The 14,676-nt window shown below is 64.9% G+C and carries 8 protein-coding genes and 1 pseudogene; 5 read left to right on the plus strand and 4 right to left on the minus strand.

Going from position 1 to position 14,676, the window contains the following annotated elements; translation table 11 throughout:
- Positions 1 to 10: 10 nt before the first annotated feature.
- Positions 11 to 3,220 (minus strand): YdbH domain-containing protein, encoded by a 3,210-nt coding sequence (locus tag QUV11_RS04075; protein ID WP_300880688.1) that lies wholly within the window; start codon positions 3,218 to 3,220, stop codon positions 11 to 13.
- A 116-nt stretch (positions 3,221 to 3,336) separates the two neighbouring features.
- Between QUV11_RS04075 and radC the strand changes: the two genes are divergently transcribed.
- Both radC and QUV11_RS04085 read left to right on the plus strand, forming a co-directional pair.
- Positions 3,337 to 4,074, plus strand: a complete 738-nt coding sequence (radC, locus tag QUV11_RS04080) for a DNA repair protein RadC (RefSeq protein ID WP_300880689.1) — start codon at positions 3,337 to 3,339, stop codon at positions 4,072 to 4,074.
- A gap of 234 nt (positions 4,075 to 4,308) precedes the next feature.
- On the plus strand, positions 4,309 to 5,496 hold the full coding sequence (locus QUV11_RS04085) for an NAD(P)/FAD-dependent oxidoreductase (RefSeq protein ID WP_300880690.1): 1,188 nt from the start codon (positions 4,309 to 4,311) through the stop codon (positions 5,494 to 5,496).
- 19 nt (positions 5,497 to 5,515) lie between these two features.
- On the opposite strand, the gene QUV11_RS04090 is transcribed toward QUV11_RS04085, so the two are convergent.
- Complete coding sequence (locus tag QUV11_RS04090) at positions 5,516 to 5,902, minus strand: hypothetical protein (RefSeq protein ID WP_300880691.1); 387 nt, start codon at positions 5,900 to 5,902, stop codon at positions 5,516 to 5,518.
- Positions 5,903 to 6,067: 165 nt separating this feature from the next.
- Here QUV11_RS04090 and QUV11_RS04095 point away from each other — a divergent pair, with 165 nt between their 5' ends.
- From QUV11_RS04095 to QUV11_RS04105, 3 genes and pseudogenes are all read left to right on the plus strand, one after another.
- On the plus strand, positions 6,068 to 6,613 hold the full coding sequence (locus QUV11_RS04095) for a cytochrome b (protein ID WP_300880692.1): 546 nt from the start codon (positions 6,068 to 6,070) through the stop codon (positions 6,611 to 6,613).
- 166 nt (positions 6,614 to 6,779) lie between these two features.
- Positions 6,780 to 7,556, plus strand: coding sequence for a TylF/MycF/NovP-related O-methyltransferase (locus tag QUV11_RS04100; protein ID WP_300880693.1), 777 nt, complete (start codon positions 6,780 to 6,782; stop codon positions 7,554 to 7,556).
- Between the two features lie 165 nt (positions 7,557 to 7,721).
- A pseudogene (locus QUV11_RS04105) lies at positions 7,722 to 9,299 on the plus strand (DEAD/DEAH box helicase); the annotation flags it as partial.
- Between the two features lie 742 nt (positions 9,300 to 10,041).
- Here the strand turns inward: QUV11_RS04105 and QUV11_RS04110 are convergent.
- Both QUV11_RS04110 and QUV11_RS04115 read right to left on the minus strand, forming a co-directional pair.
- Positions 10,042 to 11,484: an efflux transporter outer membrane subunit gene (locus QUV11_RS04110; protein ID WP_300880694.1), complete on the minus strand. Its 1,443-nt coding sequence runs from the start codon at positions 11,482 to 11,484 to the stop codon at positions 10,042 to 10,044.
- Positions 11,481 to 14,672: a multidrug efflux RND transporter permease subunit gene (locus QUV11_RS04115; RefSeq protein ID WP_300880695.1), complete on the minus strand. Its 3,192-nt coding sequence runs from the start codon at positions 14,670 to 14,672 to the stop codon at positions 11,481 to 11,483. Before QUV11_RS04115 ends, QUV11_RS04110 begins: the two co-directional genes overlap by 4 nt.
- Between the last annotated feature and the right edge of the window lie 4 nt (positions 14,673 to 14,676).

Consider the following 14,676-nt stretch of genomic DNA (forward strand, 5'->3'; position numbering starts at 1 on the left):
GTTGTCCCCTTCATGGACGATCCTCGCTGTCTGGGGGCTGAATGCCCGGGTTTATCGGTGATGTCGTCCCCGCGCCGGTCCCATTCGGATTGTTGGCCTGTCCGGGCAACAGCCCGAGCAGCGCCGGATCGGTGACATATTGCGTATCATACAACGACCGCGCCGAGGTGATCAGCTGCAGGAACGGCGCGCTGATCGTGACGTTGAACTGCAGCGGCAGTTTCTCGACCTGCCGGGTGAGCATATTGCGCGAAGCTCCTTCCCCCTGGCTGAGCCCATCGAAGCGGATCTTGGTAATCACCTCCCCCGCGAGATCGCCGTCCATCTCGATGATCAGATATTGATAACGCAACGATCGCAGCGCGTTGAAGGCGAAGTTTGCCATGGTGCCAAGATCTTCATAGGTGAGCTCACCGACATAGGCGAGCGTGCCGCCATCCTCGATCACCTCGAGCCTGCCGCCACGCACATGGCCGCCGTCCTTGTCGAACACGATCGGTATCACGCCTGCAAAATGCCCGGTGGCGTTGATGTTCTCGAAATCGAATCCGGCGAGGAACTGCGCCGCATCGACCCGGTCGACGCGGAAGACCAGCCGCCGCGGCTCTTCGCTGACCAGATCGACCACGCCGGGATCGAGCAACAGGCGACCGCCCGCAAACGGCCACTCGCCACCTTCTACCTGCATATTGAAATTGGGCAGCAGCTGGTAGCGAATCGTCCCGTTGGCGACCGAAAAGCCCGGATTGACCTCGGCCAGCCGCACCACCTGCCCCGGGCCGGTCTGCATCCCCAGCAGGTCGCTGAACACGATATCGCCTGACAGGCCGCGCACCGGGCCGAAGGCGGCAGCGAAATCCAGCGAATCGGTGCGGAAGCGCCCTGTGCTTCCGGTCACGCCATCGGCGGTCCAGTCGATCCGCCCGGTGCCTGCCACACTGCCCCGCGTGTTGGCGATGATACCGAGCACGATGTTGCTGACCATCTCGGGCTGCAGCTGATCGTCAAAGGTCAGCCGGTCGACGAACAGGTCGGCATGGCCGGTGACCGAGGACAGGTCGTGCGCAATGGCAACTCGGAGCACGTCGCGCGCGGTCTGCGGCTCGTCGAGCGTGCCGGTGACCGCGATCCGGTTGTCGGCGAGCGTCAGCCGCATGTCGGTGCTGACCAGGGGCTGGAAGCGCGCCGGGACCTGCCGGTCGCGCAGCAGCCACTCGTCGCCTGTCACAGCCAGAACCGAATCGGTAAAGCTCCAGCTACCGCTGCCGCGGGTCAGCAGCAGCGGCACCACGCCGATCGTCGCTTCGGCATCGGCAAAACGCCCTGTCAGCGTGCTGCCAAGATCGACGCTGAAATCCTTTGCCTTGATATGCGTGCCCGCCTCGGCCTCTCCGATCAGCAGGTCGACATCGGTGAGCCGCGCAGCCCCGGGATAATCCATCTGCATCGCGCCGACCGCCAGCCGCACCGGCGATGATCCCAGCCGCCCCTGCACCTGCGCCCCACCGCTCAGCCGCGCGGCCATTTGCAAACCCTTAGGCCCCTGGCGCACCATCGGCCGGCCGCGCACCGGGCATAATGTGACGGCCTCGCGGTCGGCAGTCAGGCTGGCGAGTTGCAACCGCTCAAACCGCAAGGTCTGGCAGCCATCATACAGGACGAGCCCGGTCGCATTGCTCCACCGTCCCTGCAGCGGCAACGCCAGCCCGCGCACCGATCCGCCGGGAATGGGCCCCGAGAGCAGAGCCCGTCCGCTGAAGGAGGCAGCGCCTCTGCCGTTCCACAACGCGGCAAGCTCGGGCAATGCCAGCGATGCGCCGCTGGCCGCATAGTCTTCCATGCTGATCCGCAGCGCATAGGCCCCCTGCCCGCGCGGGGTGATCCGCAATTGTGCGCGCGGCAGGCCTTCGCCGCCGGTGGCGATGTTGCCTGCGACCTGAAGATTATCCCCCTGCCGTTGCAGGCTCAGGCTGTTCCCGCCGATCAGTCGATCGCCGCTCGCGCCGGTCAGCGCCAGGCGGGGAATGGTCAGCGCCAGCATGTCGCCGCCACCACGCGCCTGCAGATCCATCATCAGATCGGACCCCGGCAGCGCGCGCCGAGCGGCGGCAGCCATCTTTGCCACCAGCGGGCCGATCGGCAGGCTGGCGCTCGCGGAGACGGCATCGTCGAGCCCGGCCAGCCGCGCGCGATCGACGGTCAGATTTTGGCCCTGGGTCCGCCCCTCGAACGACCAGCCCGGCGACGCGCCGCCGATCCGCAGCACCGCCTCGCCCTTCGCATCCACCGTCGCAAAGCCGATCCCCGCTGCCGCCGGAGTGCGCAGTGCCAGATCGATATCGGCATCGATCTGCTGCGCCGTCGCGGCAAAATCGATCTTGCCGCCCAGCCCCGACGCGCCGAACCCGGATGCGCGAATCGCGCCCGCCGCCGGAACCAGCGATCCGGTCACGCGGTCGAGCGCGACATTGGCCCCTGCACGCACCGCAACGGCCGAGCGAGCGATGGCGACGCCCCCGGCCTCGCACGCCAACGCATCGAACCGCACCGGCCCTTCGAACGCCGGGCGCTGGCCCTGGATGCTGATCGCGCCATACAGGCTGGGCTTGGTGAGCGTGCAATCGGCATAGGCAAACCGATCACCAACAGCCGCCAGCGTTCCCTTGAAGCCGCCGCGCAGGTCGCCGCTGCCGTCAACCTTGATACCCACCGCGCCGTAAGGGCTGTCGATCTTGACCCGCGCATCGCGCAGCGTCAGGTCCAGTCGGGGCAGGCTGAACGGTTCGGTGCTGTCGGTGTAGAGGAACTTGTCGAGGCTGCCGAAGCTTAAGCGGTCGCCCTTCCACTGCCCGAACGCCCGCAGGCCCTCGACTGTGGCGCTGTCGACCTTCAGGCCGAACAGGCCTCCGCTGATGTCGATCGTCATCCGTTCGATCGTCGCATCGGGCCGCTCGGGATCGCCGAGCACCAGATTGCGGACGACCTGCCGCCCGACGCCGATCGATTCGATCTCGTAGGTCGCTGCCACGCCTTGGCGTTCGAGCTCGGCACCAATCAGGTTTCTCGCGATGTCCTCGCGCTGGGTCCAGGCGATCAGCCCGATCAATCCCAAAAGCGCTATGCCATACAGTGCGATCTTCAGCGGCCATGCGGTGCCTCGCCACGCCCGCACCTTACGCTCAGGCGAGATCGCTTCAGCTTCGGTGTCCGCGTCGCTCATCCTGCCCTGAATGCGCTGCAATGCGCCCGGTTGCAACGCCGACCGCAGAAAGTGGCCCGAACAATCACGGGGACAAAGCGTTTGCTCCGGTCAGGACGACGGATTAACCTCAAACCATGCCCTCCACTTCGCCCGTGCTGCCGTTGCTGGCCGATGCCGAACTGCCCGATGCGGCCGCTGGCGGCCACCACGGCGCAGGCCACCGCTCGCGGCTTAGGCAGCGTTTGCTGAACGGTGACGGAACCGGGCTGCATGATCATGAAATTGTTGAGTATCTGCTGGCGCTGGCGATCCCGCGCCGCGACACCAAGCAACTTGCCAAGCAGCTGATCGATCATTTCGGCGGCTTGGCGGGCGTGCTTAGCGCCGATGGCGATTCGCTGCGCGCGATATCGGGCATGGGCGAAACCAGCGCTGCGGCGCTCAAGATCGTACAGGTCGCCGCGTCCCGGCTGGTCAGCGAGCCGGTCCGCCGCCAGCCGATCCTGTCGAGCTGGCAGGCGCTGCTCGACTATCTGCGGCTCGACATGGCACACCTGACCCGCGAGCGGGTGCGGGTGCTGTATTTGAACGCCAAGAACATGCTGATCAGCGACGACGCCATGTCCGAAGGGTCGGTCGATCAGGCGGCGATCTACACCCGCCAGGTGATCAAGCGCGCGCTCGACCTCGGCGCGACCTCGCTGATCCTCGTGCACAACCACCCCAGCGGCAATCCGCAACCCAGCAAGCAGGACATCCAGATCACCCGCGAGATCATCGAGGCGGGCAAGAGGCTGGGCATCGACGTTCACGATCATATCATCATCGGGCTGGACGGGCATTCGAGCATGCGGTCGATGGGGTTGATGTAGACCGGTCTCAAGAAACACCCGGTCCCCTGCGAAGGCAGGGGCCCATCACCAAACCTCCGGACAATTCTATTGGGCAGTTTGGAGTGGTCCCGAACGATTCAGGCGCACTGCAGATGTCGGCTGCACGGGTTGGTCGGCATAGGAGATGGGCCCCTGCCTTCGCAGGGGACCGGTTGAGGTACACACCCCATTCCAACTTGGCGTTTGCCTGCGCATCCGCCATAGACCCGCGCCATGCCCTCCCCGTCCCCCACTCCCTTTGACGCGATCATCCTCGGCGCTGGCGCAGCGGGGCTGTTCTGCGCGGCGATCGCCGGGCAGCGCGGAAAAAGGGTGCTGCTGATCGATCACGCCGATGCGCCCGGCAAGAAGATCCTGATCTCTGGCGGCGGCCGCTGCAATTTCACCAACGTGAACACCCAGCCCGACCGTTATATTTCGGCCAACCCGCACTTCGCCAAGTCCGCGCTGGGCCGCTACAGCGCTCAGGATTTCATCGCATTGGTCGATGCGTATGGCATCGCGTGGCACGAAAAGACGCTGGGGCAATTGTTCTGCGATGGCTCGGCCAAGCAGATCGTCGCGATGCTGCTCGAGGAATGCGACAAGGGCGGCGTGCAGATCGCGCTGGGCCAGCCGATCGGCGCGGTGACCCATGCCGACGGAAGCTACAGCATCTCCTACGGCACGAAAACCGCGTCCGCCCCGGCGCTGGTGATCGCCACGGGTGGTCCTTCGATCCCCAAGATGGGTGCGACCGGCTTTGCCTATGATCTGGCGCGACAGTTCGGCCTCAAGGTTGTCGAACCCCGCCCCGCGCTCGTCCCGCTGACGCTGGGCGGCGAGGAGACCTTGTTCCGCTCGCTCTCGGGTGTCGCGACCGAAGTCATCGTGCGGGCGGGCAAGACCGCGTTTCGCGAGGCGGCCTTGTTCACCCACAAGGGGCTGTCGGGTCCCGCGATCCTGCAGATATCGAGCTATTGGCGGCACGGCGACCCGGTCGCGGTCGATTTCCTGCCCGATACGCCCGCAGGCTGGCTGACCAGCGCCAAGCGCAGCCAGCCGCGCGCCACCTTGCGCAGCACGCTCGGCGGGCTGTTGCCCGACCGGCTGGCGGCGACGCTCGCCGAGCGGCTGGCGGGCGAAAAGCGCCTCGCCGACCAGAGCGACAAGATACTGGCGGAGGCCGAACGCCAACTCGGCGCATGGGATTTCCACCCCAACGGCACCGAAGGCTATGCCAAGGCCGAGGTCACCGCAGGCGGCATCAGCACCGATGGCCTGTCATCGCAGACGATGGAAGCACGCAAGGTGCCGGGGCTCTACGCGATCGGCGAGGCCGTCGATGTCACCGGCTGGCTGGGCGGCTACAACTTCCAATGGGCGTGGGCCAGCGGCCATGCCGCAGGACTGGCTATCTGACGGCCAGCCACGCAGCCGCCTAGCGCGTGCGACAGCGCCCGGTATTGGTGTTTTCCACGGTACCGTCGTCGTCATAACGGATCTGCATGGTATAGCCGTCGGCTGCGATCGAGCGGATCGTCGCTTTGTACCATTTGCCATCGCTCCAGGCGCACGCAATGCGGCTGCCCGCCTGCCAGTCGAACGGAACAACCGTGTCCGCCTGCCGGGTTTCCACGTCGCCATCATCGAACCGCACGGTGATGACCGACCCGCTGCGTGATTCGACCACGCCGGGATAGAACACGCTGCTGCCGCGCCATGGCGAAAGCACCCAATCGCCAACATCCTGCGCCATGGCCGCAGAAGACGATAGCCCTATTGCCAATGCAAGTGCGCCGCTGAAAATCGAAGTGCGTGATGTCATGATGCTATCCCCCCTCTTGAACACTGACCCAGCAGAAAGAACCTGACATTGCGAACAGCACCGGTCAAATAAATCTCGCAACATCGCCGCCGGTGCCGCTTGCGTTGACCTGAATCAATGCGCGGACGCCGCCGAACGGCCAAGCGTCGTGCGAAGGAGCCGACCATGGCAACCGCGCAGCGTGTTACCCGCTACAGTGCCGTCTCGATCACCCTGCACTGGCTGATGCTGGCGCTGATCGTCGGGGTGTTTGCAGCCATGGAACTGCGGGAATATTTTCCCAAGGGCACCCCAACGCGTGAAGGCTTCAAATCCTGGCATTACAGTCTCGGCCTGACGGTGTTCGCGCTGGTCTGGGTCCGGATCGCTGCGCGGGCGCTGACCCGCGCACCTGCGCCGACGGGAGGCCCTGCCTGGCGAACGCTGCCGGCACGGGCGGTCCACATCGCACTGTATGCCCTGATGCTCGCCATGCCGCTCGCCGGCTGGGCCCTGCTGAACGCGGAGGGCAGCGCAGCCCTGTTTTACGGCATCGGCCTGCCTGCGCTGATCGGCGAGAATGCGGGCCTGGCATCGCAGATCAAATGGGCCCATCAATGGGGCGGCGACATCGCCTTCTGGCTGATCTGTGCCCATGCCGCTGCATCGCTGTTCCATCATTACTGGCTCAAGGACGGCCTGCTATTCCGCATGATGCCCGCCCCGCGCTGATACCGCCCAGACCTCCTTACCGCTCCCCGCGATCAGAGCGGCCCTTCCATCCTCTCAAGCGCTCACCGACAATTCGATCGGGTAGGCAAGGAACATAACGCGCAGTTAACGCGTTGTGATTCCTTTATAACCTTACCGATCCAATCGAGGTGACATCACGATGCAGATGGCAGAGCCTTCCGTCCAATTCGATCGTGAAGCCTATGTCGACCTGCTCAAGCGGTCGATCACGAACTTCCACTATCTGGGTGACGATGCGTCTTTCGAACAGTTCCGGTGTGTGTCGCACTATGACCTGGACACCGGCGAATGGAAGATCGACCGCGCGGCCTTGCCCGCCACGCTCCTGCGCAAGGGTCAGCTCGATCTCATCGAGCAAGCGGTCGTTTGGATCGAGGCCAATCAGGTCCCGGGAGACTATATCGAAGCCGGAGTCTGGCGTGGCGGTGTCATCATACTGCTGCGCGCCCTGCTTGGCGCCTATGCCATTCCCGAGCGCAAGGTGTTCGCCGCGGATTCGTTTGCTGGCATCCCGTTGAACGTGCGGGCCGTCAACGATCCGGTGGATCTATGGACCGATCGCTGGGTGGCGGGCCTGGACGAGGTCAAGAAAAACATCGAACGCTTCGGCATGATGGACGACAGGATCCGGTTCGTCCCCGGGTTTTTCGCCGACACGCTGCACGCGCTGGGCAATGAGCGATTTTCGCTGATCCGGCTCGATTCCGATTCCTATGACTCGGTCGAGACCTCGCTGGAATATCTCTACCCGCTGCTGTCGGATGGCGGCGTGATGATCATCGACGATTGGCACCTTCCGGGCTGCCGGATGGCGGTCATGGATTATCGCGCGCATTTCGGCATTACCGATCCGATTTATGAACATGACGCCAATGCCTATTGGACCAAAAAGGGCTTGGCTCCGCTGCCGGGTCTGGGCTGAACCCATCTCCGGGGATCACCATTGGCCTGCGATTTCCGATTATCATTGTGCAATTGCACACTTTCGGCTACGCGCAGCCGCTTGCAGCGACGCCCGTTTTTGTGTCGCGCGCGGTTTCGCCTGAAGATGCGAAGCCTTCGCATCTTCAAGACGAATTGATAAGCCATGCCATTTGATACTGTACCCGCCATCCTGTCGGACGCGCTCGACGCGCACGGCTATGACACACTGACCCCGGTCCAATTGGCCGTGATCGCTCCTGAAGCATTGGGCCGCGACCTGGTGGTGTCTGCTCAGACCGGATCGGGCAAGACCGTCGCCTTCGGCCTCGCCATGGCGAGCGACCTGATCGGCGAGGACGGCCGCATCGCGCCCAGCCACACTCCGCAGACGCTGATCGTTGCCCCCACGCGCGAGCTGGCGCTGCAGGTCAGCCGCGAGTTCATCTGGCTCTATGGTCCGGCGGGCGCGCGCATTGCGACCTGCGTCGGCGGCATGGACGCTTCCAAGGAACGCCGCGCGCTGTCGCAGGGCGCACAGATCGTCGTCGGCACGCCCGGACGTCTGCGCGATCACCTCGAGCGTGGCGCGCTCGACCTCTCCGGCCTCAAGGTCGCAGTGCTCGACGAAGCCGATGAAATGCTCGACATGGGCTTTCGCGAAGATCTCGAGGAAATCCTCGATGCGACCCCCGATGGCCGCCGCACGATGCTGTTTTCGGCCACGATGCCCGCGCCGATCGTTGCGCTGGCGAAGCGCTATCAGCGTAATGCGCACCGCATCTCGACCGTGGGCGCAGACCGTGGCCATGGCGATATCGAGTATCTCGCAGTGACCGTCGCCCCTGCCGATATCGAGAATTCGGTGGTCAATCTGCTGCGTCTGCACGAGGCCGAAACCGCGATGCTGTTCTGCGCGACGCGCGACAATGTCCGTCACCTGCATGCCAGCCTGATCGAGCGCGGATTTTCCGCGGTCGCGCTTTCGGGCGAGCACAGCCAGAACGAGCGCAACGCCGCGCTGCAAGCTCTGAGAGACCGCCGCGCCCGCGTCTGCGTCGCCACCGACGTCGCTGCGCGCGGAATCGATCTGCCCAGCCTGTCGCTGGTCATTCACGTCGAGCTGCCGCGCGACATGGACACGCTCAAGCACCGTTCGGGCCGCACCGGCCGCGCGGGCAAGAAGGGCACCGCGCTGATGATCGTGCCCTATCCGCGTCGCCGTCGCCTCGAATCGATGCTGCGTGGCGCCAATATCAACGCCCAGTGGATCAACGCGCCATCGGCGGAAGACATCCGCCGCGCCGATCACGATCGCCTGCTCGACAAGTTGCGTGCGCCGGTTGAATCCGATGAAGCCGACCGCGTGCTGGCTGAAAAGCTGCTCGGTGAGCGCACCGCAGAAGACATCGCGATCATGCTGGTACAGGCGCACCGCGCGCAGATGCCTTTGCCCGAAGAACTGCTCGACGCCGACGCATCGCCGCCGCCGCGCGAGACCGGCCCGCGCGCTGGCTTCGAAGACACCGTGTGGTTCACGATGAACATCGGACGCCGCCAGAATGCCGACCCGCGCTGGCTGCTGCCTTTGCTGTGCCGCCGCGGCCACATCACCCGCAGCGAGATCGGCGCGATCCGGCTCGGTGACGAACAGAGCCATTTCGAAGTTCCCCGCGCCGTCGCTGACCGCTTTACCGAAGCGGTCGAGCGCACCGCAGGTGGCGACGATGGCGACGAGGGCAGCCTGGTGATCGCCCGCGCAGATGGCCCGCCCCCGGGCCACAGCCGCTCGGGTCCAGCGCGCCGTCCCGAAGGACGCAGCGGATCGGGATCGGGTTACAAGGGCAAGGGCAATTCCGGCCCGCTCAAGCCGCGTTACGAAGCCAAGGCCTTTGGCGAAAAGAAGCCGTTCGGTGACAAGAAGCCGTTTGGCGACAAGAAGCCCTCAGGCGACCGCAAGCCCTATGGCGAGCCGCGCGCCTTTGGCGACAAGAAGCCGTTTGGCGATCGCAAGCCGTTTGGTGACAAGAAGCCTTATGGCGACAAGAAAACCACCGCCGATCGCGCATCGTTTGCCGACAAGCCGCGCGGCCCGCGCAGCGACGGTCCGCGCAGCGATGGACCGCGTTCGGGCGGCCCCGGTGGCGGCAAGCCTTTCGCTCCGCGCGGCGACAGCCGCCCGCGCCCCGAAGGCAAGCCCCGCTTCGACGCCAAGCCCCGTGGCGAAGGCCGTCCGAGCGGACCCAAGCGTCCCAAGGGCTGAGCACCGTCCTTTGATTGCCATGCCTCAGCCCTCCCTGTCGGGGAAGGCTGAGGAGGGCAAGCGCCAGCATCCAAGCCTCGTCATCCCCCCGCACACGGGAATTCCGCTTCTGCATAATGCCGAGGAACAAACTGGCCCCCCGCCTGCGCGGGGGTGACGGTCAGCAGGGGTACTGTTTCGTTACGAATGCCCCGAACTCCGGCGTTCGCCGGAATGCAGCATCTTATCGTACGGGATCGGTGACAGCCTCGCCGCCGAGCGCGCGATATAGCGTGACCCGGTTGCTGGCTTCGACCAGCTGCGTCGTCAGCAGATTGCGCTGCGCGGTGTACAGCGATCTTTGCGCATCAAGGCTGGTGAGAAACGAATCGAGCCCGCCGCGATAGCGCATGTCGGTCAGGCGATAGCTGTCATCTGCAGCGTCGACAAAGGCCCGCGTGGCCCGCAATTGCTCGGTGATCGTGCCGCGCCGCGCCAGCGCATCGGCGACATCGCGGAAGGCCGCCTGAATCGCACCTTCATAGCCCGCGACGGCGGCATCGCGCTGCGCCTGAGTCTGCGCGACTCCAGCCTGCGCCGCGCCACCGGCAAACAGCGCATAGTTCACATTGGCGCCCGCCGAGTAATTGAACGCAGCACCGGTAAACAGGGTCGACAGCGCGTTGCTGGCGAGGCCTGCGAGGCCCGTGAGCGAGATGCGCGGGAACAGCGCCGCACGCGCTGCACCGATCTCGGCATTGGCGGCACGCAGTTCATATTCCGCCTGCATCACGTCGGGACGCCGCAGCAGGATCGTGGAATCGAGGCCCGCCGGCAAGGTCTTCACGGCCTCGCCCGCGTCGGCGATCGATTGAGGGAGCAGGGCAGCGTCGACCGGCGCGCCCACCAGCAGCTGCAGCGCGTTGACATCCTGCGCAACTGCGGTGGTCTGCTGCGCGATATCGGCTTCGGCGGTCGCCAGGATCTGCTCTGCCTGCCGCAGATCGGTCCGCGGAGCGATCCCGCCCTCGAGCCGCATTCGGGTGAGCTTGACGCTTTCGCGCGCATTGGCAGCCGTGTCCTCAGCCAGCTGGAGCAGTGACCGGTCGGCGGCATAGGTCAGCCACGCATCGGCAATGTCGCCGATCAACGTGAGCCGGGTCGCCCGCGCGGCCGCCTCGGTACCGAAATACCGGTTGAGCGCCGCATCGGACAGCGACTGCAGCCGTCCGAACAGGTCGATCTCGAAGGCTGCGACACCGACATCGGCGGTATAGCGGCTGCCTGCGGTGGAGCGGCTGGCGGCCGGGCTATTGCCGATATCGACATCCTGGTTGCGGTTCTGGTTGGCGGTGCCGTTGTCGAAGCGGGTGCCGCCTGCGCCTGCGACGATCTGCGGCAACTGGCTTGCGCGCTGGATGCGGAATTGCGCGCGAGCCGCAGCGATGTTGGCGGCTGCAATCCGCAGGTCGCGGTTGTTGGCGAGCGCCTGATCGATCACCTGTGCCAGTCTTGGATCGACGAACACCTCGCGATACGACAGCAGCGGCAACGCCGCCTCGCTCTGCGCCAGATAGGCGTCCCCGACCGGCCAGGAGGGTGGAACGGGCAGGTCGGGCTGGACATATTTGGGTGCCATCGAACAGCCCGACAGCAACAACGCGGCGATCAGCGCGGGATACCTCATGCCGAGACCTCCGGCGGATTCGGTTCGCCGATGTGCAGCTTTTTCAGCGTGTCGCGCGTCGTGCGGCGCACCAGCACGAAGAACAACGGGATGAAGAAGATCGCCAGCACCGTCGCGGTCAGCATCCCGCCGATCACCGACGTGCCGATGGCGATGCGGCTGTTGGCGCCTGCGCCGCTCGACAGGGCCAGCGGCAGCACGCCGAAGATGAAGGCGAGGCTGGTCATCAGGATCGGCCGCAGGCGAAGCCGTGCCGCCTGCAGCGCGGCATCGATGACCCGCGCCCCCTGCCGTTCGGCGCGCTCGGCGAATTCGATCACCAGAATGGCGTTCTTGGCAGCAAGCCCCATCGTCGTCAGCAGGCCGATCTGCAAATAGACGTCGTTTTCGAGACCGCGCAGCGTCACCGCGAAAATCGCCCCCACCAGCCCCAGCGGGATGATCAGCATCACCGCCACCGGGACGCTCCAGCTTTCATACAGCGCAGCCAGGCACAGGAACACCACCAGCAACGACAGACCGTACAGCAATGGCGCCTGCCCCGACGACAGCCGCTCCTGAAACGATAGCCCCGACCAGGCGACGCTCACGCCCGGGATCTCCTGGGCAAGTTCCTCGATCCGGTCCATCGCCGCACCCGAACTCTGTCCGGGGACCGCCTGTCCTTCAAACTGGAAGCTGGGATAGCCCTGAAAGCGCGAGAGCGTCGTCGGCGTGGTCGACCAGCGCGTCTGGGCGAAGGCCGAGAACGGCGCCATCTGCCCGTCCGATCCGCGCACGAACCAGTTGCTCAGATCATCGGGTGTTGCGCGATACGGCGCATCGCCCTGCACGAACACCCGCTTGACCCGCCCGCGATCGATGAAGTCGTTGACATACTGCCCGCCCCAGGCCGCCGACAGGGTTGTGTTGACATCGACCTGATTGAGCCCGAGCGCGGCCAGCTTGGGCTGATCGATATCGACCTGCAAGGTGGCGACATCGGGAAGCTCGCCCAGCCGCACCCCGGTGAGCAGCGAGTCCTGCTCGGCCAGTTGCAGCAGCTTGTCGCGCGCCGCGGCAAATTCCTCGCGCGGCATTCCGCTGGTGTTCTGAAGCTGCAGGCTGAAGCCATTGGTCTGGCCAAGACCGCGGATCGCTGCCGGCACCAGCACGTTGACCTGCGCATCGCGGAACTGCGAAAACGCCTTGCCCGCGCGCTCGACGATACCGTCTGCGGAATTCTCCGCGCCCTCGCGCTCGGACCAGTCGACGAAATTGACAAAGCCCTGGCCGGTGTTCTGGCCCGCAGCGCCCTGGCCACCGCCGGCGACGCTGAACATCACGGCGATGTTTTCGCGCTCCTGCTCGAGCATGTATTTCTCGATCGCAAGCTGCACCTCGCGCGTGCGCCCCTGAGTCGCTCCGGCGGGCAGACGGAACTGAACCCGCGCCGCGCCCTGGTCTTCAGTGGGCAGAAAGCTTGTCGGCAGACGCGCGAACATCGCCACCAGCAGCACCAGCACGATCGCGTAGATCGCCAGGAACAGCCATTTGCGGTCGACCATCTTCTCGATGGCACCGATGTACCGGTCGGTACCGCGCGCAAAGCCATGGTTGAACCAGCGTTGCGCTCGATCGAGACGGTTGGTGACAGCAGGGAAACGACGGTCCAGCCAGCCTTGCGGGTGGTCATCCTTGTTGTGCTTCTGGCGCAGCAGCGATGTTGTCAGCGCCGGGCTGAGGATCAGCGCGACCAGCGTCGACAGGATCATCGCCGAGATCATCGTCACCGAAAACTGCCGATAGATCACGCCGGTCGACCCACCGAAGAATGCCATCGGCAGGAACACCGCCGACAGCACGATGGCGATCGCGACCAATGCGACTTGGATTTCGCCCATCGACTGGATGGTCGCTTCCTTGGGGGTCATCTCCGGGTTTTCTTCGAGCAGACGCTCGACATTCTCCACCACGACGATCGCGTCATCGACCAGAATGCCGATCGCCAGCACCAGCCCGAACAGGGTCAGCGTGTTGATCGAGAAATCGAAAATGTAGAAGATCACGAATGTGCCCAGCAGGGTGACCGGGACCGCGATGGTCGGGATCAATGTTGCGCGCCAGCTGTGCAGGAACACGAACATCACGATCACCACCAGGATGATCGCCTCGATCAGCGTGCCAACGACCTCGTCGATCGACAGGCGGATGAACGCTGTCGTGTCGTTGGCATAGGAGACCTTGTAACCCGGCGGAAAGCTGGGTTCGGCCTGCCTGACCGCCTCTTTCACCAGATCCGAGGTGGCCAGAGCGTCGGCGCCGGGGGCCGATGATACCGCAAGCCCTGCGCCGGGATGCCCGTTGATGCGGCTGGACGCAGAATAGTTCTCTGCGCCCAGTTCCACCCGGGCGACATCCGCCAGCCGCACGATCGCGCCGCTCTGCTCGGACTTGAGGATGATCGACTCGAACTCCTCCACCGTGCGCATCCGCGATTGCGAGGTGACGGTGGCGTTGAGCTGGTTGGCTTCGGGCTGGGGAAGGCCGCCGACCTCGCCCGCCGCCACTTCCGTATTCTGGTTGCGGATCGCGGTGACCACATCGCCCGGCATCAGCCCGACCGAGGCCAGCCGATCCGGGTCCAGCCAGATGCGCATGGCGTATTGCGACCCAAACACGTTGGTCTCGCCCACGCCCTCGATCCGCGCGAGCGTATCCTGCAGATTGGTGACCAGGTAATCGGATACGTCGATATTGGTGCTGCGGTCGGTCTCGTCATAGACCCCGACGATCATCAGGAAATCGGGGTTGGATTTGGTGACTCGCAGCCCCTGTTGCTGCACCTGCTGCGGCAGCCGCACCAGCGCCTGCTGCACCTGGTTCTGCACCTGCACCTGCGCGATATCGGGATCGGTGCCCTTCTCGAAGGTCGCGCTGATCGTCACCTGCCCGCGCGAACTAGAGCTCGAACTGAAAAAAAGCAGCCCGTCGATCCCGGTCAGCTGCTGCTCGATGATCTGAGTGACGCTGTTTTCCAGCGTTTCCGCCGAAGCCCCCGGGAAGGTCGCGCGGATGTTTACCTGCGGCGGGGCGACATCGGGATATTGCTCGATCGGCAGCAGATAGATCGCACCGATCCCGCCGAGCATGGTGATGATCGCCAGCACCCACGCAAAGATCGGCCGTTCGATGAATATACGTGACATCGTA

Origin of the sequence: Blastomonas sp. (genome assembly GCF_030373265.1) — a bacterium.
Taxonomy (GTDB): Bacteria; Pseudomonadota; Alphaproteobacteria; order Sphingomonadales; family Sphingomonadaceae; genus Blastomonas.